This is a genomic window from Mesorhizobium sp. B4-1-3 (genome assembly GCF_006439355.1).
Taxonomy (GTDB): Bacteria; Pseudomonadota; Alphaproteobacteria; order Rhizobiales; family Rhizobiaceae; genus Mesorhizobium.
Window position 1 is genome coordinate 260082 of record NZ_VFTG01000004.1, and the last position, 18057, is coordinate 278138.

Annotated in this window: 21 protein-coding genes; 7 read left to right on the plus strand and 14 right to left on the minus strand. The window is 63.7% G+C overall.

Translation table 11 applies throughout. The features are described from left to right. Positions 1-57: 57 nt before the first annotated feature. From FJW06_RS08060 to FJW06_RS08070, 3 genes are all read right to left on the minus strand, one after another. On the minus strand, positions 58-198 hold the full coding sequence (locus FJW06_RS08060) for a DUF2314 domain-containing protein (RefSeq protein ID WP_246674556.1): 141 nt from the start codon (positions 196-198) through the stop codon (positions 58-60). Beyond that, the gene (locus tag FJW06_RS08065) at positions 195-593 is read right to left on the minus strand and encodes a hypothetical protein (protein WP_140750392.1); all 399 of its coding nucleotides are present in this window, start codon (positions 591-593) and stop codon (positions 195-197) included. The genes FJW06_RS08060 and FJW06_RS08065 overlap by 4 nt, the downstream gene beginning before the upstream one ends. Before the next feature lie 334 nt (positions 594-927). Next, positions 928-2049: a GH25 family lysozyme gene (locus FJW06_RS08070; RefSeq protein ID WP_140750394.1), complete on the minus strand. Its 1122-nt coding sequence runs from the start codon at positions 2047-2049 to the stop codon at positions 928-930. A gap of 372 nt (positions 2050-2421) precedes the next feature. Here FJW06_RS08070 and FJW06_RS08075 point away from each other — a divergent pair, with 372 nt between their 5' ends. Further along, entirely contained in the window at positions 2422-3393 is a 972-nt protein-coding gene (locus tag FJW06_RS08075) for a Tim44 domain-containing protein (RefSeq protein ID WP_140750396.1), read from the plus strand. 30 nt (positions 3394-3423) lie between these two features. Here FJW06_RS08075 and FJW06_RS08080 read toward each other — a convergent pair whose 3' ends face one another. From FJW06_RS08080 to FJW06_RS08090, 3 genes are all read right to left on the minus strand, one after another. After that, entirely contained in the window at positions 3424-4209 is a 786-nt protein-coding gene (locus FJW06_RS08080) for a phosphodiester glycosidase family protein (protein ID WP_140750398.1), read from the minus strand. 83 nt (positions 4210-4292) lie between these two features. Further along, complete coding sequence (locus tag FJW06_RS08085; RefSeq protein WP_140750400.1) at positions 4293-4823, minus strand: hypothetical protein; 531 nt, start codon at positions 4821-4823, stop codon at positions 4293-4295. A 77-nt stretch (positions 4824-4900) separates the two neighbouring features. Then, the gene (locus FJW06_RS08090; protein WP_140750402.1) at positions 4901-5773 is read right to left on the minus strand and encodes an undecaprenyl-diphosphate phosphatase; all 873 of its coding nucleotides are present in this window, start codon (positions 5771-5773) and stop codon (positions 4901-4903) included. 205 nt (positions 5774-5978) lie between these two features. Between FJW06_RS08090 and FJW06_RS08095 the strand changes: the two genes are divergently transcribed. After that, positions 5979-6908 (plus strand): hypothetical protein, encoded by a 930-nt coding sequence (locus FJW06_RS08095; RefSeq protein WP_140750404.1) that lies wholly within the window; start codon positions 5979-5981, stop codon positions 6906-6908. Between the two features lie 63 nt (positions 6909-6971). Here the strand turns inward: FJW06_RS08095 and FJW06_RS08100 are convergent, their stop codons facing one another. From FJW06_RS08100 to FJW06_RS08115, 4 genes are all read right to left on the minus strand, one after another. Then, positions 6972-7184, minus strand: coding sequence for a hypothetical protein (locus FJW06_RS08100; protein ID WP_140750406.1), 213 nt, complete (start codon positions 7182-7184; stop codon positions 6972-6974). Between the two features lie 125 nt (positions 7185-7309). Next, positions 7310-7705, minus strand: a complete 396-nt coding sequence (locus FJW06_RS08105; RefSeq protein ID WP_140750408.1) for a GFA family protein — start codon at positions 7703-7705, stop codon at positions 7310-7312. Between the two features lie 137 nt (positions 7706-7842). Beyond that, positions 7843-8790, minus strand: coding sequence for an alpha/beta hydrolase (locus FJW06_RS08110; RefSeq protein ID WP_140750410.1), 948 nt, complete (start codon positions 8788-8790; stop codon positions 7843-7845). 125 nt (positions 8791-8915) lie between these two features. Continuing rightward, on the minus strand, positions 8916-9164 hold the full coding sequence (locus tag FJW06_RS08115; RefSeq protein ID WP_042644583.1) for a ParB N-terminal domain-containing protein: 249 nt from the start codon (positions 9162-9164) through the stop codon (positions 8916-8918). A 151-nt stretch (positions 9165-9315) separates the two neighbouring features. On the opposite strand from FJW06_RS08115, the gene FJW06_RS08120 reads away from it, so the two are divergent. From FJW06_RS08120 to FJW06_RS08135, 4 genes are read left to right on the plus strand one after another with little or no spacing between them, the layout of a single operon-like run. Continuing rightward, complete coding sequence (locus tag FJW06_RS08120) at positions 9316-10956, plus strand: N,N-dimethylformamidase beta subunit family domain-containing protein (RefSeq protein WP_140750411.1); 1641 nt, start codon at positions 9316-9318, stop codon at positions 10954-10956. A 1-nt stretch (position 10957) separates the two neighbouring features. Continuing rightward, a complete protein-coding gene (locus FJW06_RS08125) occupies positions 10958-12340 on the plus strand; it encodes an aspartate aminotransferase family protein (protein ID WP_140750413.1) in 1383 nt (460 codons plus the stop codon). Between the two features lie 13 nt (positions 12341-12353). Then, positions 12354-12848: a GNAT family N-acetyltransferase gene (locus FJW06_RS08130; protein WP_140750415.1), complete on the plus strand. Its 495-nt coding sequence runs from the start codon at positions 12354-12356 to the stop codon at positions 12846-12848. Positions 12849-12850: 2 nt separating this feature from the next. Further along, on the plus strand, positions 12851-13879 hold the full coding sequence (locus tag FJW06_RS08135) for a histone deacetylase family protein (protein ID WP_140750417.1): 1029 nt from the start codon (positions 12851-12853) through the stop codon (positions 13877-13879). Here FJW06_RS08135 and FJW06_RS08140 read toward each other — a convergent pair. The 3 genes from FJW06_RS08140 to FJW06_RS08150 form a co-directional block, all read right to left on the minus strand. After that, on the minus strand, positions 13876-15141 hold the full coding sequence (locus FJW06_RS08140) for a cysteine desulfurase-like protein (RefSeq protein WP_140750419.1): 1266 nt from the start codon (positions 15139-15141) through the stop codon (positions 13876-13878). The two genes, FJW06_RS08135 and FJW06_RS08140, sit on opposite strands and share 4 nt — an antisense overlap. Before the next feature lie 35 nt (positions 15142-15176). Continuing rightward, positions 15177-16244 carry an aldo/keto reductase gene (locus tag FJW06_RS08145; protein WP_140750421.1) on the minus strand — a complete coding sequence of 356 codons (1068 nt, stop codon included), beginning with the start codon at positions 16242-16244 and terminating at the stop codon, positions 15177-15179. A gap of 116 nt (positions 16245-16360) precedes the next feature. Continuing rightward, the gene (locus FJW06_RS08150) at positions 16361-16819 is read right to left on the minus strand and encodes a hypothetical protein (RefSeq protein ID WP_140750652.1); all 459 of its coding nucleotides are present in this window, start codon (positions 16817-16819) and stop codon (positions 16361-16363) included. Positions 16820-17209: 390 nt separating this feature from the next. Between FJW06_RS08150 and FJW06_RS08155 the strand changes: the two genes are divergently transcribed. Then, on the plus strand, positions 17210-17374 hold the full coding sequence (locus tag FJW06_RS08155; RefSeq protein WP_140750423.1) for a DUF1127 domain-containing protein: 165 nt from the start codon (positions 17210-17212) through the stop codon (positions 17372-17374). Between the two features lie 58 nt (positions 17375-17432). Here FJW06_RS08155 and FJW06_RS08160 read toward each other — a convergent pair whose 3' ends face one another. Continuing rightward, on the minus strand, positions 17433-17939 hold the full coding sequence (locus tag FJW06_RS08160) for a DUF1993 family protein (protein WP_140750425.1): 507 nt from the start codon (positions 17937-17939) through the stop codon (positions 17433-17435). Positions 17940-18057 lie beyond the last annotated feature (118 nt).

Here is an 18057-nt window from a genome sequence, read left to right on the forward strand (position 1 = left end):
CCCGAGAATGACGAACGCGTAGGGCCGCCTTTCGCCCCTCGTCCTCTGAAAGCCCGCTCAATCCTTGAACGTGATCCCGTACTTTGCCGCTTTCTCCTTCGGCATGTCGGCCAGCGCCTGGCGCACCGTGTAGCCGCCATAGATGTCGCGGCCGTCGCGGATCATCCAGTCCTCGACATCGGCTTCGGCAACGCTCATGCGGTCGCCCATCTTGTACTGGTTGCCGTTGACCGGTTCGTCGGCGAGCAGGCGACGAAATGACCGTCGCTATAACCGACAAGCTGCAGCCAGATATGCTCGGTGGCGCCGTTCTGCGTCAGCGGAAACTTCACGGTGTAGGTGTCTGGCATGCCGGCGTCCATCAGCTGGTGGAAACGCGCCAGCGTCGCATGGCCCTTGGCCTTGGCGCCTTGCATCGCCTGGTCGGCGGTGGAATAGGCGACGACCTTGATCGGGCGCGGCGCCGTGGGCGAGGCGCCGGGCGCCGCCTCCGGAATCGCAACGGGCTTATTGCTCGGCACGTGCCAGTGCGTGTTGAGAAACCCGTAGCCGAGAGCAGCGGCGAAAACGACTGCCATGACAGGATTGCGCATCGAATCCCTCCAAATGCGATCACGGACACGTTACCGGAAGGTCGTTGCCGCGCCGCTAAAAGACAGGGTGAGCGCCTGGTTAGAAAAATAAAGAAATTGCCATCGACCGATCGGCCGTGCGTGGGCGCGCCGGCGCCCTCTCCTTCTCCCCTTGTGGGAGAAGGTGGATCGGCGCGATAGCGCCGAAACGGATGAGGGGTGTTCCAGCGGAGTGAGGGGCAGGCGATCTTGCTGCAGCGCCCCAAGCCGGCAAAGGTTTCCGCCAAGCTGGAGCACCCCTCATCCGGCCGCTTCGCGGCCACCTTCTCCCACAAGGGGAGAAGGAAGATGCGCCTCAATCCGCGTCGGCCATCATCTGCCCGCCGCCGCCCAGCCAGGCGCGCCATTGGCGCTCGTCGCCGTGGAAGACGTTGAGGTCGATGCGGCCGCTCACGCCATGCGACAGGCCGGAACCGGAATACTGCCAGAACAGCCATTTGCGGCCCGGATAGACCTTTGACGGATGCGCCGCCACCGCGCGCAGCCAGAACGGGTAATCCTGGAAGGCGCCGCGCAGGTTGTCGCGGTAGAAATCGGGGCTGGTGTAAATGATGGGCCGCTGGCCGTAATGGCGCTCCAGCTTATCCATGAAGACCTGCATCTTTTCCAGCACCTTCTCGCGCGAAGGCCGCCGCTTGCAGGAGGAATCCCCGTTCCACTCGACGTCGATGACCGGCGGCAGCGCACCGTCGATCTTGGGTACGTTGCGGATGAACCAGTCGGCCTGCTCGCCGGCGGTGCGGCACCAGTAGAAGAAATGATAGGCGCCGCGCTTCAGCCCGGCGCCATCGGCGTTGCGCCAGTTCTTCATGAACATCGGGTCGAGATGATCGCCGCCGTCGGTCGCCTTGATGTAGGCGAAGTTGGCGCCCTGAGCGCGCAGCTTTTCCCAGTTGATGTTGCCCTGCCAGCGCGAGACGTCGACGCCGTGCACGGCCAGGTGGCGCGGCGAAGAGCGGCCGAAATTGATCGGCTTGGCGTCGCGGAAGGCATAGCGCGTGACCGGGCTGGCAAGCATGGCGGGCGCGGCGCGCGACAGCCGCTTCGGCGGCGAGACGAGTGCTGCCTCCTGCACCGGCGGCTCGACGCTGTCCGGCAGATCGGCCGCCGGGAAGTTCACCGTCTCCTCCTTGGCGAGCCCGAAGGGGCGCGAGCTCTCGTCGCCGGGACTTCCATTGCCTTCGTCAAGCAGCGGCGCCGGCGGCTTGATGCCTGCCATGCCCGACATCGACGCGGTCTCGACGGTTTTTTCCCTTGTGGCGGTCTTCACGCCCTTCGACACCGGCGCGCTCGGCCGCACGACCGAACTGGTCGTCTCGTTGGACGGCATCTGCAAGGCATCGACGCCCGACGTGGACGAGCAGCCGGCAAGGCAAAGCGCTGCGAGCACGAAACTGACGACGCCAAAAATCCGCATCTTTGACCTGTACGCAAGACAAAACAGACCGAAGGCAGGAACAACGCCGCCGGAAGCCCCATTCCTAATGAGAAATTACCAACAAAGTTTGAATCAAAATTTACCTTTGGCGCAACGGTGGTGACCGATTCGGGGTGTGTCCCCGTCACCTCTCCCCGCGCGAATTCGGCGAGGCACCTGCCCTCGCCTGACTTCGCCGCGCTTGACACTTCCGGGGCTCATGAAGGCGCAGCCGCGAGCGAGCTTAGGATCAGGACGATTGTCGCCGGCTCGGCGGACGCATTGAAGCAGGGGCTAAACCTGGCTCGCTTGGCACCCCATATACGGGGCTCGCGCAAAGTGAAACGCTCACGTACCCAGGGATTGTGCTTAATGTCGAAGTCACGAACGATCAAAGTCGCGTCGATCTTCATGATCCTGCTGATGGCGCTCGGGACCCTCGCCATCGGCCCCGCCGAAGCGCGCATGGGCGGCAGCTTCGGCAGCCGCGGCAGCCGCACCTACCAGGCTCCCGCGCCGACCAGGACGGCCCCTTACACGGCGCCCGTCACGCGCTCGATGACGCCGCAGGCCACCCAGTCCACCCCATCGTCACAGTCGTTTCCCGGCTCCGCTCGCCCCGGTTTCTGGCGTGGTTTCGGCGGCGGCTTTGTCGGCGGGCTGGTGGGAGGACTGTTCTTCCAGGGCCTGTTCGGCATGATGCTGGGCCATGGTTTCGGCGGCATAGGCGGCGGGCTGAGCTTCATCTTCCAACTGCTCTTGATCGGCGGGCTCGTGATGCTGGCGATGCGCTTCCTCAATCGCGACAATGCCGCTCCGGCCAACATGCGAAGCGCCGGCGTTCCGTTCGGACGGCAAGGCTGGGGCGGCGCGCCGCCCAGCTATTCGTCCAACGCCGCGAGCTTCGGCTCCACTGACGCATCCGGCGCGGATGAAATTGGCATCACGGATGCCGATCGCGACGCGTTCGAACGAATCCTCGGCGACGTGCAGGCTGCCTTCACCCGCGAGGATCATCAGGGATTGCGCCGGCTGACGACCCCCGAAATGGTTTCCTACCTTTCGGAGGAGCTGGCGGAGAACGCGACTCATGGCCTCAAGAACGAGGTGACAAATCTTCGGTTGCTGAAGGGCGAAGTCGCCGAGGCGTGGCGGGAAGGCTCGCGCGACTACGCGACCGTGGCGATGCGCTGGTCGGCGATCGACATCATGCGGAACCGACAGACTGGTGCCGTCGAGAAGGGCGATCCCAACAATCCGGTCGAAGCCACGGAGCTGTGGACCTTCACCCGCCAGGCCGGAGAGCCATGGCTGCTGTCTGCGATCCAGGACGCGTCCAGTTAAGCCAGAAGCACAACGCAAACAGCGCTTCGATCAACGCCTGAACACGCCGATCATCGGCCCGAGATTCCAGAAATCGTCGTTGCGGCCGATCCCTGGCGCATAAAGGCTGGAGATCGAGCCGTCGAGGAAGAGCGCGTTCGGGCAGCCGAGCTGATCGCGGAACAGGCGCGCAAACTCGTGGAAGGTCACGACGTCGTCCGAGATCGCGAAGACGGCGACGCCATCGGGACGCACGCCGACGCCGTCGCGGATCTTGCGCGAGGTACTGTCGTAACGGAATTTCGGATGGAGCTTGCCGTCGATGACCAGCATCGGCCCGGACTGCGTCGCATAATCGACGCGCGGCGGACGCTTGAGATAGTCCTTGGTCGCACGAACCCCGGCCTTGCCGGCGCTGAGATAGAAGATGCCGTTGGGCTGCATGGAGAAATTGCCGGATCCCGATCCGGTCTTCGCCGGCGTGACCTGCTCACCGCGCTCGACATACAGCCCGACCGGCATGAGGTTCGGATGATACATGCCGGCATTGATACCGAACAGCATGGTGCGCCCTGCCGCCTGCTGCGCGCTGCGCAGATTGTGCAGCGACCGGTAGAAGTCGCCGTCCTCGTTCTTCCAGAACAGCTCGATGGAGAAATGCTTCGGATCGGCCTCGCAGACCAGATAGGACGCGCTCTCGAAAGTCTGGTTGCGACAGGGCGGCAAGGCCACCAGCCATTGGCCAAGGCCCATGCCGGCGCCGACGGCCGCGGGCACCGCCGATTTCACCAGCATCACCAGCAAGGGCACGGCGTGCAGCAACGTCGAAAGATCCATGAGCATACCAATAGCTGAACGGCCCTATGAGGCGAACGGGCAACTCGCCTCTTCCGGCAATTCCGCCCTTCCGGGTGAGATCGTCATGAGGCTGGAATACCCGGGTCCTGCAGCAGATAGAAGATGCTCTTCGGATTGAAATCGGTGATGAGGAAGTCGAAGCTCGCCTGACGATGTGTGTCCACGTGGCCCTCGAGAAACCGAAGGCGATCGAAAGGCTCAAGCTGGCGATCGTATCGGGCGAAGCTGTCGGATGAGATGAAGTCGGACGGGGTATGGGTCTGATCGAAGGACAGGCCGTCGCCGAACACGCTCGGCTGGTTCATTATCGACTGAAGCTCGAACATGAAGTCCACCCACGGATGCCCGCTGCCGTTGAGCGCCACGATCCGCAAATAGAGAATTCCCTCGGTGAAATTGGCTGTTGGCTGCCGTGCCCTGATCGTCAGAATGACGGGGTCGGCCGTTTCCATTTCCTCGCCGAGGATAACCGGATCGGATCTCGTTCCCGTGCCTGAGACCGATCGGATCAGAAAGCCGCCGCGTTCGTCCGAGAAAGAATACTGACCGGCTTGCCATTGGCGGCCAAGCCCATTGGCTTCGGCCGCCGGCATGACAAGAACCAGGCACGAGAGAAATCCTGCAAGGCGGCGCACGCCTTTTGCGTGAACCGCCAGCAGCGCCGGACCTGCTAGGAGAGCCATCCTAGTGCCAGGCCCAGCAACAGCACCACGCCGAGCAGGCCTCGATAGATGACGAAAGGCCAGGCGGAAAAGCGCTCGAGAATCCGCATCAGCCCCCATATGGCGAAGAAGGCCGAGATCGAGGCGACGACAAGGCCGACGGCCAGGATCGACCAGCCATGCGCGTCGAGATGCACCTTGTGCAGCTCATAGAGCTCCTTGAGGCCGGCGAGCGCGATGGCCGGCAAGCCGAGCAGGAAGGACAGGCGCGCCGCCTCCGGCCGGGCGAAGCCCAGCCCCATCGCCGCCGTCAGCGTCGAGCCCGAGCGCGAGACGCCGGGAATGAGCGCGCCGACTTGGGCGACGCCCACCAGCAGCGCGTCGAGGATCGAGGCCTGGCGCAGCATGAGCTTGTGGCTGGCGAAGATCTCGGCGAGCGCCAGGAGGATCGCCATGGCGATGCAGGCCCAGCCAATGACGGCGAGCCCGCGCAGCGGCGAATTGCAGGCGTTGAGCACGCCCGAGAGCGCAAGGCCGGCAATGACGATCGGGACGGTGGCAAGCACGATGCTGATCGCAAGGCGGAAATAGCGGTCGCGGAAATCGCGGCGCGAGATCGCGGCAAGCGATCCGAACAGCACGTCCCTGACATCGCTCCAGAAATAGCTGACCACCGCCGCCAAGGCAGCCAATTGCATGGCGGCGGAAAAGGCCGAGCCGGGATCCTGCCAGCCGAGCACGGCCGGCACGATGCGCATATGCGCGGTCGACGAGATCGGCAGCAATTCGGTGATGCCTTGCACGATGCCCAGAAACGCCACCTTGGCATAACCCAGACCGACAAAGCCGGTATCCAAACCTTGAGTGCAGACGTCGGTCATCTCAATCCTTTTCCCAGCGCCCCGGCCCTGCCCCGGGGCAAAAGTGAATCGTCATTCGAAAAGCCCTGGAGGACAGGCTTAGCCTCACGATAGCGTGATTCCAACTCACGGATTTGTAAGGTGCCGCTAATCCTGCTTGACAACGCCCGGCAGCATATTATCATCCACTAATCTTACACTGTAAGGTAATTGGAGGAGGATTTTAATGTCGACCGCCGCCCTCTGGGAACTGCAGCCAATCATCCCACCGGAAACGCATGCTGCGGAAATTGCGATCGAGGAGGTGTCGCGCGATTTCAGCCGCGCCATGGAGCGCACCGAAGTGGCTGCCTGGCTCGACCTCTACGAAGCGGCGCCCGCCGACTTCGCGACGCGGCATGGGGTGTCGATAGCCAGCGACGGCGATCTGGTCTGGACCACCTGCACGACGATCCCGTTCATCCATTTCAACTGTGTGAAGAATATCGGCGTCGATGGTCCGGCGACGGAAGAACAGGTCGATGCGCTGCTCCAGCGCTACCGTGATGCCGGCGTCATGCGGCCGTGGTTCTATACCAACCCACACGCCGAACCGGCGCGACTGCGGTGCTGGCTGGAGGCGCGCGGCCTGCAGCATCAGGGCGGCTGGGAGCGCATCTATCGCGACGCCGCGCCGCTGCCGGACGAACCGCTTTTTCCGGGCGATCCGCTGATCCCGGTCGATGATCTGCTGGTCGAGGAGGTCACGCCCAGGACGGCGTCGGATTGGGCTTCCTTCATCGGCGCCAATTACAGGCTCCCCGCCACGCCCTGGCTCACGGCGCTTGTCGGCCGCAAGGGTTGGCATCACTACATGCTGAAACGCAGGGGCGCGGTCGCCGCCGTGCGCTCGCTCTTCATCTCAGGCGGCGCGGCCTGGAGCGGCATCGACGCCCCGGTGCCCGGAATCATGGCGCAGAGCTTCGATCTTGACGCCGTGCTCGGCGAAAGGCTGGTTCGCGACGGCATCGCCGCCGGCGTGAAACTGTTCGTCGCAGACATCGAGGCGCCGCGCCCCGACCGCGACGGGCCGGCCTATCGCAATTATGATCGGCTCGGCTTCAAGCTCGCCTATTTGCGCAATCATTACAGCTACTTGCCCGCGTATTCGAGCTGACGGGCGGCTGTTGTCCTTGCGCAATTCCCGGCGGGAAACCGACATATTCTTTGTGGGATGGCCTTAGCGATAGAGCCACTGCTTCAGGCAGCTTCTTGCCACGACATGCGCCGGCGGCACCGAGGTCTGGTCGATGCGCGAATCATCGCCAGCCCTGTCGCGCGCCTTCTCCAGAAGCAGGCGAATCTCGGCCGGACGCACCCGGTCGCGTTCCATCACGAGTTGGATCATCGGGTCGTTCAAAAGCTCGTCCAGGGTGTTGATGCTCTCGCTCATCCGTCGCCTCCTCGATGCCTGCCCGCATGGCTTAGATAGGCGCCAATGATGGCCCGCCAATGACGCTTTGCCGGCTATGTCGTGAATCGAAGATGAAATTTTGTGCAGGCCTGCGTCGCGATGACTCAGGCCGGCGGCGCGCCTTCATATTGCGGCAGGCCGTCGTCGAGCTTTACCCAAGGCTGCTTCGAGGCGGTCCAGAAATGCATGTCGGGCTTGAACAGCGACGGGTCGTCAAGCGAGCCGGAGGTGACGCCGAGAATGCCCCGGGAGTCGCGCCGTGAGAAAAGCGTCGTGCCGCAGGCCGGGCAGAAGCCGCGCTTGAGGTCCGGCGTGGAATTGATCGTCGCGACCGGCCCTTCGATGGTCACGTCGTCGATGCGGAACAGAAGCCGCGCGTTGAAGGCAGCGCCGATCGCTCTCTGGCAGATCCGGCAATGGCAGACCCGTTCGTTGACCGGTTTGACTTCGGCCTTGTAGCGCACCGCGCCGCACAGGCATCCGCCTTCATACTTGGTCATCACCGAACACCTGCCCCGAGGAAATGCCGGGCACCGTAGTGGCCGGCATGACAGGGTCAATCAAAAAACATTGATGGGACGCGATCGCTTGAACTGATGCCACTGGCCGCCTGCCCTCAGGCCGCCAGCGGCCAGGATCATTCGCTGACGATCTCGTCCCAGGTCTTGACCTTGGTGACACCGTCGAGGAACGGCAGCGTGCTGGCGACCAGTTCCGGCGCGAAGAACACGTCGTAATGCGTGCGATTGGGGATGATCGCCAGCCGGTTCTGCGATAGGTGCTCGCGCATCCAGCCGGCGTCCTTCAATCCGCCGCCAAGCATCTGGTAGAACTTGATCTCGTGCTCGGGCTTGTACATGTCGCTGTCGCCGTAGACGAGCATGACGGGCATCTTCAGTTTCGGCACGTCGGCCGAGAAATCATAGTCCTTGCGCATGAAGGCGCCGAGCGCATCGAGCAGTTTTGGGAAATCCTCGGGCTTCGGCGCCACGGCGACGTAGGATTTATACATCGGGGTGTCCTTCATGAACTCGGCGGCCGCCGCGCTCACCTGCGCCTGCTGCGGACGCATCTCGTCATAAAAGCCGTTGGCGGCGTAGCCGGTCGACACCATGACCAGCCGACGCACCGCTTCCGGATGCTGGACGGCCATGCGGAAGGCGACGCCGCCGCCAAGCGAATAGCCCATGACGTCGACCTTGTCGTAGCCGAGCGCCTTGACGGTGGCCGCCATGTCGTCGCCCATCGCCTCAAGGCCGAAAGGCCGTTCGCCGAGCGCGGTACGGCCATGCCCCTGCAGGTCGACGGCGATCACCGTGCGATGTTCGGCAAATTTCGGCAGGATCGGCGCGAACATGTCGCCCGAACCCAGGCCGCCATGCAAAAGAAGCAGCGGCTCGCCCTTACCATAGACGGCGTAATAGTAGTTCACGCCGTCGATCGGCAGCAGGCCTGATTTTTCCGGCTTCAAGAGAGCTTTGGTTTCGCTGGCCATGGCAGATTTGGTCTCCTCGGATTGTGCGCTCGGCGTGGCAATGAGAGCCATGGCCGAAGCAAAGATGGCGAAAAACAGGGTCTTGGACATTTCAGGCTCCTCTCCGCTTGCTTTGCCTCAAGGACGCGGTGAGAGAGCCCAAGCCGACATGGCCTGCCAAATAATTCGAGGGAGAGTGGAAGCGCCTCGGCAGGCGTCCCCACCGCAACGAGAAGTCAGTGGCGCTTGGCCTGCACGAGATAGGCGTCGATCATGGTCTCGCCGAGCCACTTTGCTGCCTCGAGCCGATGCAACCCCTCGACCAGGATGTGGCGCTTGCCATCGTGCCGCACCTGGATCGGCGTCTTCATACCGTTCTCGAGGATGTCCTCGGCGAGATGACGCACGGTTTCGGGATGCAGCGTCTTGCGCCGCGCCGTCGGCACGTAGATGTCGTCGACCTTGACCTTTTGCACCCGCAGCATGTCGGCTCCCGGCGTTGGAACATCGCCTCAAGCTGAGATAGTCCCTTTGCCGGATATCGCCAAGCGCAAGCGCCCTGCTGGCCCGATGCTTTCCATTTGACGCTTGGCCAGCCGATGGTCTCAATGACGGCCTCGTGATCTCAGGTGTTCCTTGACGCAACCGCCCACCAAATTCCCCGATTTCGGGCTGACGCCCGAGCAGCGCCGTGAGGCGGTGCGCGGCCATTATTACGAATGGCCGGGCATGGACGGCGAGCGCGGCGAGATCTGGTGCTATTCCGATCGCTTCTCCTACGGCCCCGGCGAGAAGGTGGCGCTGCATGTCAGCTCGACGGCCCCGCAATTCAGCATGGCCATCGTCCGCGACGGCGGCATCGAAACCAAGGTCTTCGAGAAACCCGGCATCGCCGCACGCTGGCAGGAGACGCCGGATCAGTGCTCGGTCGAGGGGTGCGGCTGGGAGGCCTCGTTCGAATTCCACATCGGCGCCGATTGGCCCTCGGGCGCCTATCGCCTGACGCTTGTCGCCGCAGGCCGCGACGGCAAGCCGATACAGTGCCAGCACCTGTTCATCGTCGCGCCGCTGCCCGGCAGGAAACCCGGCCGCCTGCTGCAGGTCGCGGCGACCGGAACATGGCTCGCCTACAACACCTGGGGCGGGTCCAATCACTACCAGGGCATCACCGGCCCGAACCGCGATCAGTATGCCACCACGGTTTCGACGCAGCGGCCGTGGTGCCGCGGCTTCGTCGTGTTGCCCAAGGATGCGCCGCGGGTGCCTCTCGAAGTCGCCGTACCGCCGAAGACCGTGCCGCGCTATCCGCACATGGAATGGGCTTTTGCCACCGGGCATTCCAAGAAATACGCCTCCTCCGGCTGGGCGAGTTACGACAGCCATTTCTTCCGCTTCGCCGAGCGCGCCGGCTATGCAATCGATCTGGCCAGCCAGCACGAACTGCATTTCTCGCCCGAAATCCTCGACGGCTACGACTGCGTCGTTTTCGTAGGGCATGACGAATACTGGACCTGGGAGATGCGCGACGCCGTCGATGCCTATGTCGAGCGCGGCGGACATGCCGCGCGCTTCGCCGGCAATTTCATGTGGCAGACCAGGCTGGAGGACGAGGGCCGTCGGCAGGTCTGCTACAAATACAAGGCGCGCGCCGAGGACCCCGCCTATCGCGGCGGCGACGTCACCCGCGCCACCAACTCCTGGGAGGCGCCCGAGATCGGCCGTCCCGGCAGCGCCACCTTCGGCCTCAATGCAACGCGGGGCGTCTATGCCGGCTGGGGCGGCTGCGCGCCGCGCGGCGTGCGCGGCTTCCCGGTCTACCGGCCCGAGCACTGGGCCTTCGCCGGCACCGGCATCTATTATGGCGACCTGCTCGGCGCCGACAGCCATGTCTATGGCTATGAGGTCGACGGCCTCGATTTCGAGATCCGTGGCGGCCTGCCATACCCGACTGAAACCAGCGGCGCGCCGGATGGCTTGCAAGTGCTGGCGGTGGGCATGGCGAGCCAGGTCGAGGAAAGCGCCGATATCCCGATCGAGGACCAGTTCCTCACCGACGAGGATGGCCGCTTCACCGCCGAGACGCTGTTCGGCGAGGCGAGCGACGCCAATCTCGACAAGGTCAAGCGCGGCAACGGCATGATCGTCAATTTCCCGCGCGGCAAGGGCGAGGTCTTCCACGCCGGAAGCTGCGAATGGGTCGCCGGCCTGCTAAGGCAGGATCCAATGGTCGAACGCGTGACCAAGAATGTCCTCGACCGCTATCTCGGAAAGTCCTGACATGCCGAAATCGCAAACGCAGCCCGTATCCGATGTCGAAGCACGGCCGCCATCGCATCTGTTCTATCTGTCGAGCCTGCGCCGGCCTCTCGTCGACCGCGCCGAGGGCATCTATTTCTGGACGAAGGACGGCCGCCGTTTCCTCGACGGCTCGAGCGGGCCGATGGTCGCCAATATCGGCCATTCCAACCGCAACGTGCTCGACGCTATGAAGCGGCAGATGGACAAGACCACCTTCGCCTACCGGCTGCATTTCGAGAATGAGCCGGCCGAGGAGTTGGCGCGCGCCCTGGCCGGCAAGCTGCCTGAAGGCATGGACCGCATCTTCTTTGTTTCCGGCGGGTCCGAAGCGACCGAATCCTGCATCAAACTCGCTCGCCAATGGGCGGTCGCCACCGGCCACCCCAAGCGCTGGAAGGTGATCACCCGATTTCCCTCCTATCATGGCGGCACGCTGGGCTCGCTCTCCATCACCGGCGACGACGCGCTCGCCGAAAGCTTCACGCCGATGATGCGGGTGATGCCGACCGTGCCGGCGCCTACCGCTTGGCGCGACCGCGACAACCTTTCGATGGAACAGCGCGGCATCCGCTATGCCGACATGCTGGAGGAAAAGATCCAGTCCGAGGGCCCGGAAAGCGTTCTGGCCTTCATCATGGAACCGATCGGGGGTGCGGCAACGGCTGCGCTTGTCGCACCCGACAGCTATTATCCGCGCATCCGCGAGATCTGCGACCGCTATGGTATCCTGCTGATCCATGACGAGGTGATGAGCGGCGCCGGCAGGACAGGCAAATTCCTCGGCGGCGATCATTGGAACTGTAAGCCGGACATTGTAGCACTTTCGAAGGGGCTGGGCTCGGGCTATGCGCCGCTCGGCGCCCTCGCCGCGCCGATTCGCCTGGTCGAGCCGCTGCTGGCCTCGGGCGGCTTCCAGCATGGCCACACCTATGCCGGCAATCCGCTTGCCTGCGCCGCCGGCCTTGCCGTGCTCGGCGAGATGGACCGGCTCGACTTGATCGCCAACGCCGCCGCCATGGGCGACGTGCTGATGGCGGAGTTGAAGGGATTGCAGAAGCGCTTCCCCTTCATCGCGGATGTGCGCGGCAAGGGCCTGCTCACCGGCGCCGAAATGGTCGCCGATCCGGAGACACTGAAGCCGATCGACCCGGCCAGCAAGGCGACGCAGCGCCTGCTCGATCACGCCTATGCGCGCGGCCTGATAATCTATGGCCGCAAGGTCAAGGGCGGCGGCGACGGCGACAATTTCATGGTGGCGCCGCCGATGATCATCACGCGCGAGCAGATCGGCGAGATGATTTCCATCATCGGCGATTCGCTGGAGACGCTGGCGGAGGAACTCGATCTGCCGGTGGAAGGGTGAGAAAGGTGTTTTGATGCCGGCACCGGTTACGCTCCGCCCCGGTCGCATCGAGGATGTCGAAGCCATTCACGCCGCCTTGCTCCGTCTCAGCACCCACATCGGCGCGCAGGAAGAGATCCAATCGACGCCCGACGACCTCCGCCGCTACGGCTTCGGTGAAAAGCCCGCCTTCTCGACCCTGATCGCCGAGATCGGCGGCGAATTCGCCGGTCTTTGCCTGCACTTCCCGATCTTCTCGACCTGGATGGGCCGGCCGGGCGTCTATGTGCAGGACCTTTACGTCGAGGATCGTTTCCGCGGGCGCCGGGTCGGCGAGAAACTGCTGCGCCGCGTCGCGAAAGAGTGCCGCGCGGCGGGCGGCGCCTATCTGAGGCTCTCCGTCGATACCGACAACGAGACCGCCAAGGCCTTCTATGAGAAACTGGGCATCGGCTGGTCGAGTTACGAGCAGGTGCAGAAGATCGTCGGCGATGCCTTCTTCGCCTTTGCCGACACGCCGGAGGAGTGACGATGAAAGCCTTCTATGCCGAGGAGCAGAAACGCCATGACCCGAAGGCTTTCCTCTCCAGCGGCGCGCCGCAGCCCAATCCGGAAAAGCCGGAGCGGATCGAGAGATTGTTAGCCGGCGCAAGATCAGCCGGGTTGACGGTCGAACGTCCGAAAAATCATGGACTTGGACCGATCTCGGCGGTGCACACGCCCGAATATCTGGATTTCCTCCAGCACATTTTTCCGCGCTGGCAGCGTATCGAAGGCGCTTCGGCAGAGGTGATCCCGAACATCCACCCGATCGCCCGCAACGGCTCCTATCCGGCCTCGGCTGTCGGCCAGGCCGGCTATCACATGGCCGACACCGCCTGCCCGATCTCGGCCGAGACCTGGAACAGCGCGCTGTGGAGCGCCTGGAGCGCGGTGGAAGCCGCTGAAGCGGTGATGGCCGGCGCGGCGTCGGCCTATGCGCTGTGCCGCCCGCCAGGCCATCACGCCTTCGCGGATGTCGCCGGCGGCTTCTGCTTCATCAACAATTCGGCGGTCGCGGCGCAGGTTCTGCGCAAGAATTCCGCCCGCGTCGCCATCCTCGATGTCGACCTGCACCACGGCAACGGTACGCAAGGCATCTTCTATACCCGTCCCGACGTGCTCACCGTCTCGGTGCATGCCGACCCGGTACGCTTCTACCCGTTCTTCTGGGGGCATGCCGACGAGCGCGGCGAAGGCCCGGGCCTCGGCTACAATCTCAACCTGCCGCTGCCGCGCAAATCCGGCGACGCGGCCTTCCTCGAAGCGCTGGCGGCGGCCTTCCAGCGCATCCGCGCCTTCGCGCCGGAAGCGCTGGTCGTCGCGCTCGGCCTCGACGCTTTCGAAGGCGATCCATTCGGCGGCCTGTCGGTGACGACGCCGGGCTTCGCGCGCATCGGCGAAGCGATAGCCGGCCTCGGCCTGCCCACGGTCATCGTCCAGGAGGGCGGCTATCTCTGCGACGCGCTGGGCGACAACCTTACCGCTTTCCTGACCGGCTTCGGCGGCAAGAAAGACTAGCGCTGCTGCCGTAGCATCGCGATCACGCGGTGCACGCTTTCAAGCGTTTCCTCGATCTCGGCCGCCGTATTGTAATGCGCAATGCCGATGCGCACGACGCCCTGCTCAGCCGGAATGCCGAGCTGCTGGACGACCTCCCACGCATAATTGTGGCCTGACCACAGGAAGATGTTTTCGGCGTTCATCTGCCGCACGATCGTTTCCGGTGCGATGCCTTCGACGGTGAAGGAAATGGTCGGCACCCGCTCGGCGAGACGCTCCGGATCGGTGATGCCGTGGATGACCAGGCCCTCGATGTCGGACAGGCCGTCGATCAGTCGCCGGACCAGCGCGTTCTCGTAGGCGATCGACACCTCGAACGCCCTGGCGATCCGCTGCCGCCGCGAGCCGCCCTCGCCGGCCGAAGCGCCGAGATCGGCGAAATAGTCGATTGCCGCCGTCAGCCCCGCCATCAGCTCGATCTGCGGCGTGCCAAGCTCGAACCGTTCGGGCAGGACGTTCGAAGAACAGCGGCATTTGTAGGGCTTGAGGCGGTCGATCACGTCGCGGCGGCCCCACAATATGCCCATATGCGGGCCGAAGAATTTATAGGCCGAGCAGATCAGGAAATCGCAGCCGAGCTCCTGCACGTCGACCAGCCCGTGCGGCGCGAACTGCACGGCATCGACATAGACCAGCGCGCCGGCCTGCCTGGCGATCGCCGTCAGCGCCTTCACCCGGTTGATCGAGCCGGTGAGGTTGGAGGCATAGTTCAGCGCGACGAGGCGCGTCTTGTCCGAAAGCAGCTCCTTGAGCGCCGTCTCCTCCACCTGCCAGCTCCGCTCGTCGAACGGCAGAAAGCGCACGACAAGGCCGAGATCCTCGGCAAGCTGCAGCCAGGGCGAGACATTGCCCTCATGGTCCATGCGCGTGACGATGATCTCATCGCCGGGTTTCATCGTCCGGCCGAGGGTGCGCGACATGTGGTAGGTCAGCGTCGTCATGTTGGCGCCGATGACAATCTCCTCAACGCTCGATGCGTTCAGAAAATCGGCCATTGCCGCATGCGCGTCGTCGACCGCTTTTTGGGCCGCGACCGTAGTCTCGAAGAACCCGCCCAGATTGGCGTTGGTCGAGAGCAGGCAGCGCGACACCGCGTCCGCCACTGTCAGCGGCACCTGCGTGCCGGCGGGATTGTCGAGATAGATGCGCCGGCGTCCTTTATCGGTCAGCGAAAGCGCCGGAAATCTGCCGCGCACGGCCTCGATCGGAAAATCTGCCATCGTCTCCACCCTTTTTGTTTTTCCACGATTCCCGCTCAAGGGCACGGATTGCCTACGCGCTGGTGGATGGCGTCGACCGCCTTCTGCATCTCTTCCGTCCAGGTGACGTCGACCGAGGACAGCGCCATCTCGAGCTGCGCGATGGTGGTTGCGCCGACGATGTTCGCGGTCACGAAGGGCCGGCTCGCCACATACGCATTGGCGAAAAGCGCCGGCTCCATGCCGAAGGAGCGCGCCAGCTCATTGTATTCGAGCAGCACTTCCGCCGCATTCGGCGTCTCGTAGCGCTGGCCGCGGTTGAAGAGCTGCGAGCGCGAGCCCTGCGGCCGCGCGCCGTGGTCGTATTTACCGGTCAGGTACCCCTGCGCCAGCGGCGAATAGGGAAGTAACGCGATCTCCTCGCGCTGGCAGACCTCGGCAAGGTTCACCTCGAACGTGCGGTTGACCAGATTGTAGGCGTTCTGCAGCGAGGCGACGCGCGGACCAATGCCCTTTTCGGCTTCGAAGACGAAGCGCATGAGACCCCAGGAGCTTTCGTTCGAAAGGCCGAGATGGCGAATCTTGCCGGCCTTCACCAGCTCTTCGAAGACGGCGAGGGTTTCGGCAATCGGCGTCTCGTCTCCGGGAGCGCCTGCCGCATCCGCACGCCGCGCCACAGCCCCGACGCGCGTCGGATTCGAGCCCCACGGAATATCCCGGTCCGGCCAGTGGATCTGATAGAGGTCGATATAGTCGGTGCCGAGCTTGGCCAGCGATTTCTCGACAGCGTCGAAAATATCGCCGCGCACCAGCTTCGACGGACGATCGCCGCGGAACCATGTGTTGGCCGTGCGGCCGACGACCTTCGAGGCGAGGATGACCTTGTCGCGATTGCGGTTGGCCTTCATCCAGCTGCCGATGGTCCTCTCGGTCCGCCCTTGCGTCTCCGCCTTGGGCGGGATCGGGTAAAGCTCGGCCGTGTCGATGAAATTCACGCCGCGCGAGAACGCCAGATCCATCTGCGCATGGCCTTCGGCCTCGGTGTTCTGCTGACCCCAGGTCATCGAACCGAGGCAGATTTGCGAAACAAGAAGATCGGTCCGACCGAGGCGGCGTTTATGCATGGGTTCTCCGGCGGGAGGTTTGCGCGGACGGCGCGGGTAGGAAATTCAAGCATAAAGCACAGGCTGGAGTTTCTCCAAGCCCTCGCTCGCAACGACGTTTTGCTTGAATTGCTTGGCTAACGGTGCGCCCCGGCCAAAGCCCGCCGCTTGGCCTCGTCGATCAGCATGTTGGCCACCTGCATGCGGATCATGGCGCGCTGGCGCAGATGCGGCGCCACCCGGTCCGGGTGGTTGGCGAAAGCGAAATTGCGGCGGATGCGGCCGAAATCGGCATTCTTGGCCGGACGGTCGAGGCCGAGCTCGCCGGCGATCGCTTCAGGATCGATCGGCGGCAGCTTCTCCTCCGGCCGCTGTTCCTCGCCGGCAAGGGTCAGTTTCGCCTGATCGAGAAGTGCCGCGAACTCAACCGCGAGGTCGGCGCCGGACTCGCGGTATTCGGCGGCGACGCTCTCGCCGGCGACCTTGATGCGGCCGGAATGCAGCTCATCGGCTACGGACAGATAATCAAAGGGAATAGACGGCCAGGCACCCTCCTCCTCGCCTTTTTTCGAGGCGACGATCAGGTCGTCGAGCAACGAAGCGAAATCGAGCTTGTTCCCGGTGCCGATCTCAGCCTCCCTGTGGTGCCGGCATGCGTTTATGCCGCCGAACATAGGAGGCTCTCGTTAAAAATGAATGCCGGCGATGTTAACAATTGCCGGCTTTTGCGCCCGGGAAAGACGACCAGTGGAAAAGGCTGGACTGCATTTCGTGCAGCCCGGCAGGGGCGCCAGGAGTGGCGAGGAAAAAGCCGGCCATGGGCCGACACGGGTCACTACGATCGAGCCCGCCGGAAAGTTTCACGAAAAATCGATTGTGGCGGAAAATTTCGTGCGGCATGGCAGCCATGCAATTGCTGCACTGCACAACTTTAACAAATCACCTATATCGTGGTGTCGGGAGGAACCAACAGGGGCAACTGAGTCATGGGGTTCTTCACTGAAATGTTCGCTCGGCCGAGGCCGCAGGAACAGCAGCGTTACCGCGCGGCGCTCGCGCTTCTGAACGCGATGAGCAATGACGATCGCGCCGATATCGGCGTCAAGCCGGCGGATTTTCCCCGCATAGCGCGCGAAATGTCGACCCGCTGAACAACACTGAGCCAAAGAGGTTTCCCGGGCTATCGGGAAACCTCAAAGCCTCCAAAAGTCAGCGATTTCCCAAAAATGTCTGCTTGCCGAGCGGCACGCCATTGTGGCGCAGGATGTCGTACGCGGTCGTGACGTGGAAATAGAAATTCGGCGTCGCTATATGCAGCAGGTAGTGCAGGCCGGGCAGCGTGGTTTCGCGGCCGCCGAGCTTTAATTCGATCGTCTTGTCTTCCGATCCCTCCAGGTCAGCCGCCGTAAACGTCGCCAGATGATCGAGCGTCTTGGAGACACGGGCCTGCAGCTCGGCAAAGCTCGCTTCATTGTCCTCGTATTTCGGCACCTCGCGGCCGGCGAGCCGCGACGGCGCACCCTTGGCATGGTCGGTGGCGATCTGGACCTGCCTGGTCAGCGCGAACATGTCTGGCGCCAGCCGCGCGGTAAGGAACACCTGCGGATCGATCTTGCGCTCGCCGGCATTCTGCTCCGCCGCCGTCAGCACGCTGGCCAGCGCCTTCAGCCTCGCGGAAAACACGCCGACCGAGATGTCATACATGGAAATGGTCACGGGCAATCTCCCACGCGGCCCCAGCGCCGCGGGCCGTGAACTAGCGCTTCCCATCACGATTCTTCAAGCGGTCCTGCCCATGGCGTCACCGCGCCGCCGCAATCGCCATGGTAGTATT